The organism is Paenarthrobacter ilicis (genome assembly GCF_016907545.1).
Classification (GTDB): domain Bacteria; phylum Actinomycetota; class Actinomycetes; order Actinomycetales; family Micrococcaceae; genus Arthrobacter; species Arthrobacter ilicis.
Genome location: NZ_JAFBCD010000001.1, coordinates 2,687,973 through 2,703,222, shown reverse-complemented (window position 1 = coordinate 2,703,222; position 15,250 = coordinate 2,687,973). Strand labels below are relative to the sequence as shown.

General features: G+C 63.8%; 15 protein-coding genes. 6 read left to right on the top strand and 9 right to left on the bottom strand.

All coding sequences use genetic code 11. The features are described from left to right. Nucleotides 1-8: 8 nt before the first annotated feature. Nucleotides 9-641, bottom strand: coding sequence for an O-methyltransferase (locus JOE60_RS12295; RefSeq protein WP_167263302.1), 633 nt, complete (start codon nucleotides 639-641; stop codon nucleotides 9-11). 234 nt (nucleotides 642-875) lie between these two features. Between JOE60_RS12295 and sigE the strand changes: the two genes are divergently transcribed. From sigE to JOE60_RS12280, 3 genes are read left to right on the top strand one after another with little or no spacing between them, the layout of a single operon-like run. Then, nucleotides 876-1,499, top strand: a complete 624-nt coding sequence (sigE, locus tag JOE60_RS12290) for an RNA polymerase sigma factor SigE (RefSeq protein WP_167263300.1) — start codon at nucleotides 876-878, stop codon at nucleotides 1,497-1,499. A gap of 7 nt (nucleotides 1,500-1,506) precedes the next feature. Then, complete coding sequence (locus JOE60_RS12285; RefSeq protein WP_167263299.1) at nucleotides 1,507-2,406, top strand: hypothetical protein; 900 nt, start codon at nucleotides 1,507-1,509, stop codon at nucleotides 2,404-2,406. Nucleotides 2,407-2,437: 31 nt separating this feature from the next. Then, nucleotides 2,438-2,830 carry a twin-arginine translocase TatA/TatE family subunit gene (locus tag JOE60_RS12280; protein ID WP_167263297.1) on the top strand — a complete coding sequence of 131 codons (393 nt, stop codon included), beginning with the start codon at nucleotides 2,438-2,440 and terminating at the stop codon, nucleotides 2,828-2,830. Nucleotides 2,831-2,891: 61 nt separating this feature from the next. Here the strand turns inward: JOE60_RS12280 and JOE60_RS12275 are convergent, their stop codons facing one another. The 3 genes from JOE60_RS12275 to JOE60_RS12265 are packed head-to-tail and all read right to left on the bottom strand — an operon-like array spanning nucleotide 2,892 to nucleotide 6,022. Next, entirely contained in the window at nucleotides 2,892-4,022 is a 1,131-nt protein-coding gene (locus JOE60_RS12275; protein ID WP_167263295.1) for an Mrp/NBP35 family ATP-binding protein, read from the bottom strand. A 4-nt stretch (nucleotides 4,023-4,026) separates the two neighbouring features. Then, complete coding sequence (locus JOE60_RS12270; protein ID WP_167263293.1) at nucleotides 4,027-4,758, bottom strand: DUF1003 domain-containing protein; 732 nt, start codon at nucleotides 4,756-4,758, stop codon at nucleotides 4,027-4,029. Further along, nucleotides 4,739-6,022, bottom strand: a complete 1,284-nt coding sequence (locus JOE60_RS12265; RefSeq protein ID WP_167263291.1) for a magnesium transporter MgtE N-terminal domain-containing protein — start codon at nucleotides 6,020-6,022, stop codon at nucleotides 4,739-4,741. The genes JOE60_RS12270 and JOE60_RS12265 overlap by 20 nt, the downstream gene beginning before the upstream one ends. A 76-nt stretch (nucleotides 6,023-6,098) precedes the next feature. Between JOE60_RS12265 and JOE60_RS12260 the strand changes: the two genes are divergently transcribed. Beyond that, nucleotides 6,099-6,926 (top strand): YflT domain-containing protein, encoded by an 828-nt coding sequence (locus JOE60_RS12260; RefSeq protein WP_204814921.1) that lies wholly within the window; start codon nucleotides 6,099-6,101, stop codon nucleotides 6,924-6,926. An 88-nt stretch (nucleotides 6,927-7,014) separates the two neighbouring features. Here the strand turns inward: JOE60_RS12260 and JOE60_RS12255 are convergent, their stop codons facing one another. Further along, nucleotides 7,015-8,598, bottom strand: a complete 1,584-nt coding sequence (locus tag JOE60_RS12255; RefSeq protein WP_167263287.1) for an aminopeptidase P N-terminal domain-containing protein — start codon at nucleotides 8,596-8,598, stop codon at nucleotides 7,015-7,017. Nucleotides 8,599-8,678: 80 nt separating this feature from the next. Between JOE60_RS12255 and JOE60_RS12250 the strand changes: the two genes are divergently transcribed. Then, nucleotides 8,679-9,524 carry a PHP domain-containing protein gene (locus tag JOE60_RS12250; protein WP_167263285.1) on the top strand — a complete coding sequence of 282 codons (846 nt, stop codon included), beginning with the start codon at nucleotides 8,679-8,681 and terminating at the stop codon, nucleotides 9,522-9,524. Nucleotides 9,525-9,537: 13 nt separating this feature from the next. Beyond that, nucleotides 9,538-10,146: a MarC family protein gene (locus JOE60_RS12245; protein ID WP_167263283.1), complete on the top strand. Its 609-nt coding sequence runs from the start codon at nucleotides 9,538-9,540 to the stop codon at nucleotides 10,144-10,146. 38 nt (nucleotides 10,147-10,184) lie between these two features. Here the strand turns inward: JOE60_RS12245 and JOE60_RS12240 are convergent, their stop codons facing one another. The 4 genes from JOE60_RS12240 to thiE form a co-directional block, all read right to left on the bottom strand. Then, nucleotides 10,185-11,063, bottom strand: coding sequence for a DNA-methyltransferase (locus JOE60_RS12240; RefSeq protein ID WP_167263281.1), 879 nt, complete (start codon nucleotides 11,061-11,063; stop codon nucleotides 10,185-10,187). Between the two features lie 8 nt (nucleotides 11,064-11,071). Next, a complete protein-coding gene (locus tag JOE60_RS12235; protein ID WP_167263279.1) occupies nucleotides 11,072-12,784 on the bottom strand; it encodes a DEAD/DEAH box helicase in 1,713 nt (570 codons plus the stop codon). Nucleotides 12,785-13,062: 278 nt separating this feature from the next. After that, complete coding sequence (locus tag JOE60_RS12230) at nucleotides 13,063-14,526, bottom strand: RNB domain-containing ribonuclease (protein WP_167263277.1); 1,464 nt, start codon at nucleotides 14,524-14,526, stop codon at nucleotides 13,063-13,065. Nucleotides 14,527-14,554: 28 nt separating this feature from the next. Continuing rightward, complete coding sequence (thiE, locus tag JOE60_RS12225) at nucleotides 14,555-15,250, bottom strand: thiamine phosphate synthase (protein ID WP_167263275.1); 696 nt, start codon at nucleotides 15,248-15,250, stop codon at nucleotides 14,555-14,557.

Here is a 15,250-nt window from a genome sequence, read left to right as displayed (position 1 = left end):
TTCCGCGCCTACTTCTTGACGGCCACCAGGAGGCCATCGCCGGTGGGGAGCATCGCCGAGGACAGCCGCTCGTCGTCGCGGATGGCTTTGCCGATCTGGCGCAGGACCACTGTGGTGGTGTCCCTTGCTGCCGGGTTGGAGACTCGGTCCTTGTCCAGGGCATCGTTGATGACCAATGTTCCGCCGCGCTTGAGGAGGCGGATGGCTTGCTCAACGTACGTGGGGAAGTTTGGTTTGTCAGCGTCAATGAACACGAGGTCGTAGGCAGAGTCGGTCAAGCGGGGCAGTACGTCAGCTGCACGCCCTGAGATGGTCCGTGTGCGGTTGGCGGGACTACCGGACTCCAGGAAGGCTTCCCTGGCTGCCTTGAGGTGCTCCACATCAACGTCGATGGTGGTGAGGACGGCCTGGGGGCTGAGTCCGCGGAGCAGGCAGACGCCGGACACGCCTGCCCCGGATCCTACCTCCACCACGGTGTGGGCCTTGGATGCGGCAGCAAGGACCGTCAGTACGGCGCCCACGCCGGGGCTGACGGGATTGATGCCGAGTTCGAAAGACCGTTCACGGGCGCGCAAGAGGACGTCGTCTTCAGCCGGCAGATCTTCTGCGTAGGACCAGCTGGTTGACTTGTCGGCGCTCATGAAGGGATTCGCTTTCCGCGGGAAGGGGTGTTTCTACCAGAGTACTGTGCCGGCCCCGGATCACGTGGTTGAAGCGCGCATACAGGTGTGTGTCCAAGAGTGACGCGGGTCCGCTGGAAAAGCAGCCACCCATCAGGAAATTCCCAGACAAACTTGGGATGATGTTGCTCCGGTCATCCATGAGGTGGGCGGCACCTGAACTTACGGTGAACCACAGCGCGAGGGGAGTGGACGATGCCGGCATCGCATGCTGCGCCAGTCCAAACATCGGATAATTTTGAGGCCGTCACGGAATGGGTCATGCCCAGTTGGGAGGAAGTGGTAGCCAACCACTCCGCCAAAGTGTATCGCCTTGCGTACCGCTTGACCGGCAACAAGTTCGACGCCGAAGACCTCACCCAGGAGGTGTTCGTCCGGGTCTTCCGCTCATTGGAAAACTTCAAGCCGGGGACCCTGGATGGATGGTTGCACCGCATCACCACCAACTTGTTCCTGGACCAGGCCCGGCGTAAAAGCCGCATCCGCTTCGATGCCCTTGCTGAAGATGCCGAATCACGGCTGCCCGGCCGGGAGCCGGGGCCTGAACAGAGCTTCGAGCACAACAACCTTGACCTTGACGTCCAGCGCGCCCTGGAAGAACTCCCGCCCGACTTCCGCGCTGCGGTGGTGCTGTGCGACCTTGAAGGTCTTTCCTATGACGAGGTCGCCGAGGCCCTTGGCGTGAAGCTGGGAACCGTCAGGTCCCGTATCCACCGCGGACGGACCATGCTGCGCGAAAAGCTTGCCCACCGTGATCCGCGCTCAGCCGGAACCCGCAAGCCCCGCCTGAAGATGCCCCGCATCGCAAGCATCCACTAGGCAGTAGATGCTTCGACGTCTCTTCCCGCCGGGGGCAACATCCCGGCGCAGGCTTTCGGTCACGCGCCACAACCGTCAGCCCGAGCACCTGCAAAAGTGTGCCGAATGCCAGGCTGACATGCGGCGTGAACGGCAGTACATTGAGCGTCTCCGTGGCGCGGCTGTGCCGGAAGCAAGCCAGGATTTGGCCGCGCGCCTCATACAACACACAGAGCGGCTGGCCGGGGAATCGCAGCCCGTCCGGGAGATTTCCCGGGACCCCGCAGGACTTTCGCGAGGCTTGAGGATTGCTGCTGTGGCTGCCGGCACGCTGGCGGTCAGCGCAGGAGCCTTGGCTGTGGCCGCGTATGTGGTGGCAGGGGACAAGGAACCGTTGCTGCTGGCTGGAACGGCGGGCTCCACAGCCCTCACGGGAACGTGGAATGTGGGGCCGGTGTGGACCTCCGAGGCCGCTTTTCAACCCGGAAGTACCATCACCCTTGATTCCACCCAATTGGCTGCTTTAAGGGACCAGGGATGGGCCTGTCCCGAGCTCACTGAAATGGGGTTCACTGTGGTTTCGGCCCATGCCTCGATGAAGGGCGGCCATCCTGCCGTGGAGCTGAATTTGGAAAGCAACGGCCACTACGCCACCATCACCGAGGAACACCGGCCAGCCGGGGCAGCGCCGTCATCCGCGCGGCTTTCCATCACAAACGGCACTCCGTGGCAGGCCGTTTACGCGATGCCGGATGCCACCATCACGTACGCCTCGGACCTCCCCCCGGACAGTGCGGACGACGCCGTGCCGGAGATAGTGCGCGCAGGGGAATCAATGGCGAACACGCCATCGGCCGATGGCACTGAAGCCTGGTATGGCAGGTTGTTGCGCGGCCTGCAGACACTCCTCCGTCCCGCCGGTTTATGAGCGGCACCACAGACAAGGTAATCTTCGAAGCGTGTTTGGAATCAACGGCCCGGAGTTTGTGCTCCTTCTGATTATCGGCGTACTCGTCATCGGTCCCAGTCGCTTGCCCGAATACACTCAAAAGCTTGCAAACCTGGTCAAGGAAGTCCGGCGCATGGCGTCCGGCGCCCGCGAGCAGATCAAGGAAGAAGTCGGCATTGATATCGATGAGGTCGACTGGAAGAAGTACGATCCCCGCCAGTACGATCCCCGCAGGATCATCAAGGATGCACTGCTGGACGACACCAAGCCAGTGAGCGCCGGCGCCCCTGTTGCTGCCGTGGCCGCCGCCGCTGCCGCCGACGAAGCGCCAAAGCCCCCTGCGAGGGTCATTGAGAGGCTTTCCGACGGCGAAGCAGCGCCGTTCGATACCGAAGCCACCTGATCCTCTGCCGGGCGCTCCAGCGGGCGGCCCGATTGGGTGCGACGTGAGCTGTAGCGGCCCTTTACTGAAGCGGCTGGATCCCCAGGGGCATCCCGGACAGTCCGCGGGGTTTTGCTGACAGGGCCAGTGCGATACCGGTCAGGGCGATGGCCGCTGGGTTCTCCGGGGCCGCGATCACCACGGGTACTCCTGCGTCCCCGCCCTCACGCAGGCGGATGTCCAGCGGGATCTGTCCCAGCAGCGGAACGTCACTGCCCACCGCAGCAGTCAACCGCTCAGCCAGGGCGCTGCCGCCGCCACTTCCGAAGAGTTCCATACGGCCGCCGTCGGGCATTTCCAGAAAGGACATGTTCTCTATGACGCCGGCCACCTTCTGGCCTGTTTGCGTGGCGATGGTTCCGGCCCGCTCAGCGACGTCGGCAGCGGCGGCCTGGGGAGTCGTGACAACCAGGATCTCGGCGTTGGGGAGCAGTTGCGCCACGGAAATGGCGATGTCGCCGGTACCGGGCGGAAGGTCCAGGAACAGGGCGTCGAGGTCGCCAAAGTACACGTCGGTGAGGAACTGCTCCAGTGCCCGGTGCAACATGGGACCCCGCCACGCCACCGGCTTGTTGCCATCAACAAACATTCCAATCGAAATGACCTTCACGCCGAACGCAACCGGCGGCAGGATCATGTCATCAACCTGCGTGGGCTTCTGGGTGATGCCCATGAGTCCCGGGACGGAAAAACCGTGGACATCGGCGTCCACAATACCCACGCGAAGTCCCTTGGCCGCCAGTGCGCAGGCCAGGTTGACGGTGGCGGAGGACTTGCCCACGCCGCCCTTGCCGCTGGCCACGGCATACACCTTGGTCAAGGAGCCCGGCTTGGTAAAAGGTATTCCCCGCTGGCCTCCCGGCCCCCGGAGCTGCTCCTTCAACGCCTCCCGCTGGGCGGGAGTCATCACCTTCAATTCCACGTCCACGCTGGAAACCCCTGGAACGCGGGAAAGAGCCTCGGTGGCATCCTTTGTGATGGTCTCCCGCAGGGGGCATCCCGCAATGGTCAGGAGGACAACCACATGGACCGCGCCGGACCCGTTGACGGATACAGAATCGACCATCCCCAGCTCGGTGATGGGGCGGCGGAGCTCGGGGTCGATGACCGTTGCCAGGGCAGCATGAAGCTCATCGACTGGTGGTGTGCTCATGCGGTCAGGCTCGGCTTTCGGGATTTTCGGGGACTTGCTTGGCTGTGGAATGTTGCGGACCAGAGGGCCTCGCCGGACGGACCTTGGGGATCTGCTGTGTGCGGGGACCGCGCGTCTTGTCCCGCTTGTCCCGGATCTTCTCCCGCACTTTGTCCGCGGGAGACTCCGAGGCATCGGCGGAGTGGTCCGGATCGCGTAGCTCTTCCTGGGCATCGATGATGTCTTCCAGCAAGCTGCGAAGCTCTGCCCGGACGTAGTCGCGAGTGGCTACTTCGCGGAGGGCAATGCGCAAGGAAGCCAGCTCCCGGGTCAAGTACTCCGTGTCCGAGAGATTGCGTTCGGCGCGTTGGCGGTCCTGCTGGAGGGAGACGCGGTCCCGGTCGTCCTGGCGGTTTTGGGCAAGGAGGAGCAGGGGTGCGGCGTAGGAGGCCTGGAGGGAGAGCATCAGGGTCAGCAGGGTGAACCCCAACTCCATTCGGTCAAACTGCCAGTCGGTGGGGGCAAAGGAGTTCCAGGCAAGCCAGAACACACAGAACACCGTCATGTAGACCAGGAACTGCGGTGTGCCCATGAAACGGGCGAAGCCTTCCGTGGCATTGCCGAAAGCGTCCGGGTTGGGCGAGAACTTGGGAAGGATCCGTTGACGGCCACTCAGGGGAGTGTCCAGGCTGCTGCCCTGGCGTCCCGTTGACTTGGTGGTTCGGGTGGCGTTGTTATCAGCCAATGCGGCCTCCAAGTTTCCTTATAGGGGCGTCGTCCTCGTGGGCGCGCCAGTCATCCGGCAACAGGTGATCCAGCACGTCATCAACAGTCACCGCCCCCACGAGGCGGCCGTCGTCGTCGACGACTGGAAGGGAATTCAAGTTGTAGGTGGCCAGGGTCCTGGCGACCTCGCTGATATGGGCCTGGTCCGAGAGTGGTTCCAGGTTCTTGTCCACCAGGTTGCCCAGGGGTTCGGGCGGAGGGAAGCGAAGCAACTGCTGGATGTGCACCACGCCCAGGAAACGGCCGGTGGGTGTTTCCAATGGCGGCCGGGCGATGAAGATCGAGGACGCCAGCGCAGGGGAGAGCTCCTCGCGGCGGACATGGGCCAAAGCTTCTGCGACAGTCGCTTCCGGAGGAAGAATCACGGGCACCGGGGTCATCAGGCCACCGGCTGTGTCCTCGTCGTACTCCAGCAGGCGGCGGACGTCCTCGGCCTCTTGCGGCTCCATGAGTTGCAGCAGCTCCTCGGCCTGCGCGGACGGAAGCTCCGCCAGGAGGTCCGCGGCATCGTCCGGGTCCATTTCTTCAAGGACATCGGCTGCACGCTCCACGTCCAAAGCGGAAAGGATTTCCACCTGGTCGTCCTCCGGGAGCTCCTGCAGGACGTCGGCCAGGCGCTCATCCTGCAGTTCGCTGGCAACCTCGAAGCGGCGCTTGTCACTCATTTCCTGCAGGGCCTCGGCGAAGTCCGCAGGTTTGAGGTCTTCGTGCGTCGCCACGAACTGTGTTGCGGCCTGGGGCTCGGTGTGGGCTCCCGGCTGGGCATCGGCCCAGTCAATGATCAGGGTTTCGTTGCGGCGCAGCCGGCTCAGCGGCGACAGGGAATGTCCGCGGCGGACGAACAGCTTGCTCACGAACCAGTCCTTGGACCGGTGCTGGTCCATGGCGATGTCCTCGATGGTGGCGTCTCCGCTGCCATCGGCCAGTGTGACCCGGCGATCGAACATTTCGGCCACCACCAATGTCTCGGCGCCGCGTTGTTCGAACCGGCGGAGGTTGACCAGCCCGGTGCAGATGATCTGGGTCTGGTCAATGGAGGTGATGCGTGTCATCGGCACGAAAACGCGTTTCTTGCCGGGAACTTCAACCACGATGCCCACCACGTGAGGCGCCCCACGGGTGCCGCGGGAGAGCACCACAACATCGCGCAACCGGCCAAGACGGTCGCCCAAGGGGTCGAAGACGTCCAAACCGAGCAGGCGCGCGACAAAGACGCGGGAAGGATGTGTGCTCATGCTTACAGGCTACCGAGTCTGCTCTCTTTTAGCTGAATTCCAGCCGCTTCACATCTCCATGGGACACAATGGGGCTATGTCAAACATTTTTGGTGGTCCCAAAGCCGTTGAAGAGTCCCGGAGCGTCCCCCAGGGCGACACCGTGGGCTCCTACACCTCGTATTTGGATGCCCAGAAGGCGGTGGACTACCTCGCTGACCAGCAGTTCCCGGTGCAGCTGGTGTCGATTGTGGGCAATGACCTCAAAATGGTGGAAAGGGTCACCGGCCGCCTGAGCTATCCGCGCGTGGCGTTGTCCGGCGCATTGAGCGGCATGTGGTTCGGCCTTTTCGTCGGTGTGATGTTGTCCTTCTTCACCCCCGGGGGAGGCCCGTTCTCCATCATCACGTCGGTACTGATGGGTGCGGCTTTCTTCATGCTCTTCGGCATCGTCACCTACGCAACGCAGCGTGGCAAACGCGACTTCACCTCCACAAGCCAGGTGGTGGCCACCAACTATGACGTCATTGTGGCAATCGAAGCCGCGCATGAGGCCCGCCGGCTGTTGCACCAGCTGCCCATGAACCCGTCCCAGGCCGCAGCGCCGCACGGTAGCTACCAGCAGAACGCACCCATGAACCAGCCTGGACAGGTGAACCAGCCGGGGCAAGCTCCCGAGCGTCCGTCAACGTGGAACGATCCCTATGGCCAGCGCGGCTCTGAGTCCGGCACGCCGGAGGGTCAACAGGCTGCAGCAGGCGAAGCAGCCCCCTCTCCGCAGCCTGCACAGAAACCAGCTCCGGCGGCGGTCCGTTATCCGGACCTTCCGGATGGTCGTCCGCAGTACGGTGTACGCGTAACGGAGGGCCAGAACACACCCCGGGAGGACGGGCAACAGTCCAGCCCTGAAGACTCCGCCAAGTAGTAACTGCAGGGCAACGCATTAAGGGAAGGCCACCGGATCATCGATCCGGTGGCCTTCCTTTGCTTCAGTGATGCTGAGGGGCGCTCGATCAGCCCTGGGCGTCCTGGTGGATGCCGGCCATCCAGTCCTCAATGTCGGCTGCCTTGCGGGGCAGGGCTGCACTGAGGTTGACGGGGCCGTTGGCTGTCATCAGGATGTCGTCTTCAATCCGGACGCCGATGCCGCGGAATTCCTCGGGGATGGCGAGGTCCTCGTTCTTGAAGTACAGCCCGGGTTCGATGGTGAACACCATGCCCTCAGCCAGTGTTCCGTCAAGGTACAGTTCACGCTTGGCCTGCGCGCAGTCATGCACATCCAAGCCCAGGTGGTGGCTTGTGCCGTGCGGCATCCAGCGGCGGTGCTGCTGGCCTTCGGGGCTGATGGCTTCCTCCACGGAAACCGGCAGGAGGCCCCAGGTGGACAGTCGTTCGGCCAGGACCGTGGTGGCGGCTGTGTGGATGTCGCGGAACTTCACGCCGGGCTGCGCTGCTGCGAATCCAGCGTCAGCGGCATCCAGAACGGCTTCGTACACTTTCCGCTGGACATCGGTGAAGGTTCCGGTGGCGGGAAGGGTGCGGGTGATGTCGGCCGTGTAGAGCGAGTCTGCTTCCACTCCGGCGTCGAGCAGGAGGAGCTCGCCGGCGTTGACCTTCCCGGTGTTCCGCGTCCAGTGGAGGACGGTGGCGTTGTTGCCGGAGGCTGCGATGGTGTCGTAGCCGAGCTCGTTGCCCTCTTCGCGGGCGCGGGCAAAGAAGGCACCTTCAACAACACGCTCGCCGCGGTGGTGGTTCAGTGCACGGGGGAGTGCACGGACAACGTCGGCGAAGCCTTCCACCGTGGCTGCCACGGCCACCTTCATCTGCTCGATTTCCCAGTCGTCCTTGATCAGGCGCAGCTCGGACAAAGCCTCGCTGAGTTTTTCGTCCAAGGCATCCAGTTCACCGAGGTCGAGGTTTTCCGGGTCTTTGGCGGTGTTGTAGCGGGCGGTATCAACCAAGGCGTCGATGTTCTCGTCCACCTTGCGGACCAAACGGATGGAAATACCGCCGATTTCAGGGGCACCCACGTTTTTGGTGATCGCCATTTCGAGTTCCGCGATGTGGGCGGTGGCCAGGCCAAGCCGGGCCTCGAATTCAGCCAACGTGGGCCGCGCGCCAATCCAGAATTCGCCTGCGCGGGAGTCGGCGTAGAACTGTTCGGTATCGCGGCCGGCCAGCGGACGGAAGTAGAGCGTGGCACTGTGGTGCCCGCCGTCGTCGCCCTTTCCTTCAGCTGCGGGCTCCAGGATGAGGACAGCATCCGGCTCATGGTCCACGCCCAGGCCGGTGAGGTGGGCAAAGCCGGAGTGGGGGCGGAACCGGTAGTCGCAATCGTTGGAGCGGACCTTCAACGGGCCGGCGGGGATAACAAGCCGTTCGCCTTTGAACAGTTCGGAGATGGCACGACGGCGGCGTGCAGCGTGGTCTGCCACGGCGTCACGAGCAGGGGTCACCTGCGGAGCGGGCGCCCAGTTGCTGGCCATGAATGCTTTGAAGGCATCCGAGGTTGGCCGCTGTGAGCGGTTGTTAACGCGCTCCTCCAGCGGCTGGGAATTTGCGGAGTCCATGTTTTGGGTGTCTTTGGCATCGTTCACCGTTCCATCGTCCCACCAGATCCTGAAGGAGGCCAACGGCGCAACCGGCCAACAGGGCGCTCATCCCATAGGCTGGGAAAGTGAGGATCGACCTGCATGCGCACTCCAATGTTTCCGACGGAACCGAGACCCCGGCCGGGGTGATGGCTTCTGCCGCACAAGCCGGGCTGGACGCAGTGGCCTTGACCGACCACGATTCCACCGACGGCTGGGACCAGGCGGCCACCGCGGCCCGCCAGCACGGCATTGCCCTGGTGCCCGGGATGGAGATTTCCTGCCGCACGGACAGGGGCATCAGTGTTCACCTCCTCAGCTATCTCCACGACCCCGGGCATCAAGGCCTCCTGGAGGAAATCACCAAGTCCAAAGACGCCCGCCTGACCCGTGCCGAGCACATGGTCAGCCTGTTGTCAGAGGACTACCCCCTCACCTGGGATGACGTGATCCACCACGTGGCACCGGGAGCCACTGTTGGCCGGCCCCACATTGCGGACGCCCTGGTTGCTGCCGGGGTGGTGTCGGACAGGACGGAGGCTTTCACCTCCATCCTGACCTCCCATTCGCGGTACTTTGTGCAGCACTATGCTCCGGATCCGGCCCTGGCCGTGGAGCTTGTCCGGGCTGCCGGCGGCGTGCCGGTGTTCGCCCATCCCGTAGCGTCCTCGCGTGGGCGCATCGTGGGGGACACCACGTACCGGGACATGATCGATGCCGGGCTCCTGGGAGTTGAGGTCTACCACCGGGACAACCCGGAAGAGGGCAGGGTATTCCTGCGCGACCTCGCCGCACAGCATGGGCTGCTCATCACCGGGTCCTCGGACTATCACGGAACCGGGAAGCCCAACCTCCTGGGGGAGAACACCACCACCCCCGAGGTCCTGGCATGGATCGAGGACCTGGCCACCGGCAGCACGGTCATCCGGTAAAGGGGACTGCCTGATGGATCTTCAGCTGCTGGCGTCGGTGATTGTCACCCTGTTCGTGATCATGGATCCGCCGGGTACCGTCCCGATTTTCATGTCCCTGACAGCACAGATGACACCCAAGGACCGCAACCGCTCCGCCTTCCAGGCGTTGTTGGTGGCCACCGGCGTCATTGTGGTTTTCGCCATTTTTGGTCAGTCCATTTTGAACTACATGCACATTTCGCTGGCCGCGCTCCAAGGCGCCGGCGGGTTGCTGCTGGTATTGATCGCGTTGCAGCTGCTGACAGGGTCCACCAGCGGCGAGGAAAACGCGGGCAAGTACAAGAACGTGGCTTTCGTGCCACTGGGTACGCCTTTGATGGCCGGTCCGGGTGCCATTGTGGCGGTGATGGTTTTTGTCCAGCAGTCCAACCAGCTGTCCCAGTATCTGGCGGTGGGCCTGGGCATTGCGGTGACGCTGGCATCCCTGTACCTGGCCATGCGCTTCGCCGGCGTCGTCCAACGCGTGCTGGGCGAGAACGGCGTTGAGCTGGTCACCAGGATCGCGGGACTCCTGCTCTCCGCCATCGCTGTGCAGATGATCGCGGATTCGGTGACGGCCTTCGTCAAGGGCGTCGCCTGACAGCTTGTGGGTGCGGGATGCCCCGGGGTGGGCTCCGCTTAAAGGGGCGCTGACAGTGTTTGGTGAAACTCCGCTTTGCTGCCCAGGCGCTTCCGCATGACCTCGATGGCTTGCTCGTTTTGGTCCACGCAGACAAAGTGGCGGCCCAGCTTGGCAGCCACTGCCCCCAGCGTGCCGGAGCCGGCAAAGAAGTCCAGGCACCAATCGCCCTCGCGGCTTGAAGCAGAGACGATTCTGCGGACCAGGCCCTCCGGCTTCTGCGTCGGATAGCCGGTTTTTTCCCGGCCAGTGGGGGAAACGATCGTGTGCCACCAGACATCGGTGGGCAGTTTGCCGAGTTCGCGCTTGGCCGGGGTCACCAGCCCTGGAGCCATGTACGGTTCCCGGTCCACTTCGGCACTGTCGAAGTGGTACTTGGACGGGTTCTTCACGTACACAAGGATGTTGTCGTGCTTGGTTGGCCAGCGGTTCTTGGCCCGGGCACCGTAATCGTAGGCCCAGATGATTTCGTTGAGGAAGCACTCCCGGCCGAAGATGGCGTCCAGCATCACCTTGGCGTAGTGGACCTCGCGGTAGTCAAGGTGCAGGTACAGCGTGCCGTCGTCCGCCAACAGCCGCCAGGCTTCCACCAACTTTGGTTCAAGGAAGGACCAGTAGTCGCTGAACGCGTCGTCGTAGCTGTGCAGGGCGCCCTTGATGGTGTCGTAGGAGCGGCCTTTGAAGCCCACCCGGTCGCCGTCGCCATCGGCGTTGCGCACCATACGGGTTTCCTGGCGTCGCTGGATCCGCCCGGTGTTGAAGGGTGGATCCACGTAAATGAGTGTGAAGGCGCCGTCCGGCAGCGTGGGGAGGAACTCCGCGTTGTCCGCGTGGACCACCAGGTTGCCGCCGTCCGGCGCCCAAACAGTTTCAGTCATTGACGGCTTTAGGCCTCGGCGCTGCCGGACTGGGTGGCAGCGGCTTCACCGGACACCACTTCGCCGTTGCGGCGGCGCGTGCGTGTGCGGCGGGTACGTGCAGGCTTGTCGGCGCTGTCCGTACCGGCGGAGCGGGTCTCGGGTGCGCCTGCGGCCGGAGCTGCTTCGCCCTCGGACGTACGACGGCGGCGGGTGCGGGTGCGCCCGCCCTCGCCATTGGACTCGCCGGAGTCAGCCGGCCTGCCGGAGCGGCCCTGGCCGCCATCGCGGCCACCATCACGCCCTCCGTTGCGTCCACGACCACCGTCACGGCCGGAGCCGCCGGATCGGGAGTTCTTCTTGCCGGTTTCGCCGAGGTCCTCCAGGACCTCGGCGTCCACGCCTGCCAGGGTGCGCTTGTTGCGCGGGAGGCGGCCCTTGGTGCCCTCGGGGATGTCCAGGTCCTCGTACAGGTGCGGGGAAGAGGAGTAGGTCTCAACGGGTTCGGGAACGCTCAGTCCCAGGGCCTTGTTGATGAGACCCCAGCGCGGCATGTCATCCCAGTCAACAAAGGTCACAGCCGTGCCCTTGTTGCCCGCGCGGCCAGTACGGCCAACGCGGTGCAGGTAGATCTTTTCGTCTTCCACGCATTGGTAGTTGATGACGTGGGTAACGTCGTCAACATCGATGCCGCGGGCTGCCACGTCGGTGGCTACCAGGACGTCAACCTTGTTGTTCCGGAACGCACGCAGGGCCTGTTCGCGGGCACCCTGGCCGAGGTCGCCGTGGATGGCTGCGGCAGCGAAGCCGCGGTCAACCAGTTCCTCGGCAACCTTCGCGGCGGTCCGCTTGGTTTTGGTGAAGATGATGGTGCGGCCGCGTCCACGGGCCTGCAGGATGCGTGCCACAACCTCGGTCTTGTCCATGCTGTGGGCACGGTAGATCAGCTGGCGGATGTCGCGCTTGGTGAGGCCTTCATCGTTGGGGTCGGCAGCGCGGATGTGGGTTGGCTGCGTCATGTAGCGGCGTGCCATCGCGATCACCGGGCCGGGCATGGTTGCCGAGAAGAGCAGGGTCTGGCGGACGGCAGGGGTGCCGGCGATCAGGGTTTCCACGTCCGGGAGGAACCCGAGGTCCAGCATTTCGTCGGCCTCGTCAAGGATGACCATTTTGACGTTCTTGAGGCTGAGGTGCTTTTGCTTGTAAAGGTCGATCAACCGGCCGGGGGTGCCGACAACGATTTCCACGCCCTTTTGCAACGCATCGATCTGCGGCTCGTATGCACGGCCGCCGTAAATCGTGGCGATACGTGCATTGCGCTTGCGTGATGCGGTCTGGAGATCGTTGGCCACCTGAACAGCGAGTTCGCGGGTAGGCACGATCACCAGGGCCTGGGGGCCGCCGGGAACGGCAAGCTTGTCATAGCCGGCATCATCGCGTCCTACTACGCGCTGCAGGGCAGGCACGCCGAAGCCGAGGGTTTTACCCGTACCGGTCTTGGCCTGGCCGATGATGTCGTGGCCACCCAGGGCGACCGGCAGGGTCATGGCCTGGATGGGGAAGGGGTGGGTAATCCCGGCATCTGCCAAGGATTCCACGATGTCTGCGCGCACGTTGAAGTCGGCAAACGACTTCTCTTCGATCTCGTGGGGCGTCTCGTTCGAGACGATCGTTTCCTCGGGCTCGATTGATTCTGTTCCGGTGGGGTCCGTCAGGACTTCATGGGTATGCAATTCACTCACAGGGAGTTTCCTTATTCATTTGGGCATTGGCGCCGCATGCTCAACGGGGGCGGCATAGCCGTACCGGAGCACCAACGGGCGCGCAAGCAAGTCCAGTGGAAGCCGATCGCGGGCTATCTAAGTACTGGCACTGGTGACCAGTTGGTACATCTCAAGATCGCGTAGGGGCGGGCTTGTTGAGTTCAAAAATTAACTGAATCAACGACCGGGCATCCATTACTACACGGCCAGTCTATCCTCTGGCGGGCAGAATGGCCGGATCAGGGCAACGACGGGTGTCAGGGCACCAGGTCAAACAGGATCTCCCGGCTGGCAATATCCGCCGTGGCCAACCTGACCCGGACCTCCGTTCCCGACTCCATGGTGCCGTTGCACCGGGCTGTGACTGCAGGCTCGGCTATCTGGATGGTGCCGTACGGTCCGCCGTTGCCGTTGCCGTTCCCGTTGGTGGGCTTGGAACCGGAGATCACCACCGCAGTGAATTCCTCACCCACATGGTTGGCAAGCAGCGCGGCCTCCACGGTGTCCAATGCCGCGCGTTCCAGGCGTCCAGCCAACTGATCGGAGGCCGCCATGATCCCCGGCAGCGTGGGAAGGGCCTCGCGGGCCCACGCCGGAATTTCCCGTTTGTTGCACAAAGCTTCGCAGATCACCAGGACAAACCTGTCAATCAGCCGTCGCAGCGGGGCCGTGGTGTGGGCGTAGGGCGCTCCAATGGCTGCCTGGATGACAACTTCGGGAACTTCGCCGTCGAACGGGGTGTACCCCGCACCGCGGAACAGCGTGCCCGCAGAATGGAGGATGGCCAACTGCTTTGGGTCCGCGGCATCAAGGGTCCGCAGGTATTCGCCGTACGTCACCTTGCCGTCCCACGGTTTGCCGAGGGCCACGGTCTGCCGTTTGAAGTGCCTGAGGGAGTTTTCATCCGGTGCGGGCATGGTGCGGAGGATGCCCACCTTGCCTTCCAGCATCATGGATGCGGCGGCCATCCCCGTCATCAGCGAGATCTGGGCATTCCAATCCTCCACGGGCAAGGACGGGGCAGCCTCAATCCTGTAGCCGCCTCCATCCGTTGACTGGACGATCTCCTGCTCGGGCATGTTCAGGCTGGCCCCGCCCCGGAGCCGTTCCAACTCAACGCGCTTCAGCCCGACTTCCTTCAGGAGCGCCAGCACCGGGGGCGCGTTGCCGTCGTCGATCTGCTGTTGGGCCCCCTTGTAGCTCAACTTGGCGCGGCTGCGCACGGTGGCCCGGGCCACCGAGACTGTCTGCACTTCCCCGGCGCCATCAAGGGCGAAATCCCAGACGAACGCCCCGCAATCCTGTTCGGGGAGCAGGCTTCCGGCGTTCTCGCTGATGATCTCCGGATGCAGGGGTATGCGGCTGTCCGGCGCATAGAATGTTTGGCCGCGCCGGCGGGTTTCGGCGTCCAGCGCGCCGCCGGGCACCACGAAGGCGGGGACATCCGCGATGGCGTAGAGGACCTTGTACCCTTGGCCGGCCCGTTCAATGTGAACGGCCTGGTCCAGATCCGTGGATGTTGCAGGATCGATCGTGACGAACGGAACGTCCCTCAGGTCACGGTCCGGAAGTGCGCGCGATTCGACGGCTTTGCGGGCTTCACCGACGGCGTCCGCCGGATACCCACCGGGCAACTCCAATTCGGTCCGGAGCGCAGCAAGTGCGGCTCCGAGCTGGTCCGAAGGGTCCTGGACATTGGGTGTGATCCGATGATGTGACACGAAAGTCAGGGTAGCCCGGTTTCGCCGGTTAGTCCCGGTACCCCGCCGCGTCGAGCGCTTCCACCAAGGCCCTGGCTGCCGCCGTCGGATCCGGTGCCTCGGTGATGGCACGGACCACCACAATCCGGCTGGCCCCGGCTTTCACCACCTGTTCCACGTTGTCCAGGTCGATGCCGCCTATGGCAAACCACGGCAGCTTTACTGCGCCGTCTGTTGTCTCCCCAGCTCTCTTCATGGCTTCCGCTGCATATGTGACCAGGTCTGTGCCAACGGCTGCGCGGCCCGGTTTGGTGGGCGTGGCCCACACCGGTCCAACGCAGAAATAGTCCAGCCCGCCCTCTCCCGGTGAAGCGGCAATGGCGTCGTTGACCTGCTCCGGGGTGTGCGTGGAAAGCCCCACCAACGCCGTGGACGGCAGGAGGGTCCGGGCCACCTGCAGGGGCAGGTCCTTTTGCCCCACATGGAACACCGGAGCCCCGGAAACACTGGCAACATCGGCCCGGTCGTTGACGGCCCACAGCTTCCCGTGCCGTTCCGCAACGCCCTTGAGGACCTTCAACAGTTCCAGTTCTTCCGCCGCTTCCAAGGACTTGTCGCGCAGTTGGATGATGTCCACGCCACCCGCGTAGGCGGCATCGGCAAAGGCTTCGAAATCCCCTTGGCGGGAACGGGCATCAGTGCACAGGTACAGGCGGGCGGTATCAAGGGAGTCAGTCCGGGTCAT

Excerpts from the sequence above, each read along its gene's own strand:
- JOE60_RS12275 (WP_167263295.1), bottom strand. The coding sequence starts at position 4,022 with ATGAGCACACCACCAGTCGATGAGCTTCATGCTGCCCTGGCAACGGTC.
- JOE60_RS12260 (WP_204814921.1), top strand. The coding sequence starts at position 6,099 with ATGTCAAACATTTTTGGTGGTCCCAAAGCCGTTGAAGAGTCCCGGAGC.
- JOE60_RS12265 (WP_167263291.1), bottom strand. The coding sequence starts at position 6,022 with ATGAGCACACATCCTTCCCGCGTCTTTGTCGCGCGCCTGCTCGGTTTG.
- JOE60_RS12285 (WP_167263299.1), top strand. The coding sequence starts at position 1,507 with ATGCTTCGACGTCTCTTCCCGCCGGGGGCAACATCCCGGCGCAGGCTT.
- sigE (WP_167263300.1), top strand. The coding sequence starts at position 876 with ATGCCGGCATCGCATGCTGCGCCAGTCCAAACATCGGATAATTTTGAG.
- thiE (WP_167263275.1), bottom strand. The coding sequence starts at position 15,250 with ATGACCCGGACTGACTCCCTTGATACCGCCCGCCTGTACCTGTGCACT.
- JOE60_RS12295 (WP_167263302.1), bottom strand. The coding sequence starts at position 641 with ATGAGCGCCGACAAGTCAACCAGCTGGTCCTACGCAGAAGATCTGCCG.
- JOE60_RS12245 (WP_167263283.1), top strand. The coding sequence starts at position 9,538 with ATGGATCTTCAGCTGCTGGCGTCGGTGATTGTCACCCTGTTCGTGATC.
- JOE60_RS12240 (WP_167263281.1), bottom strand. The coding sequence starts at position 11,063 with ATGACTGAAACTGTTTGGGCGCCGGACGGCGGCAACCTGGTGGTCCAC.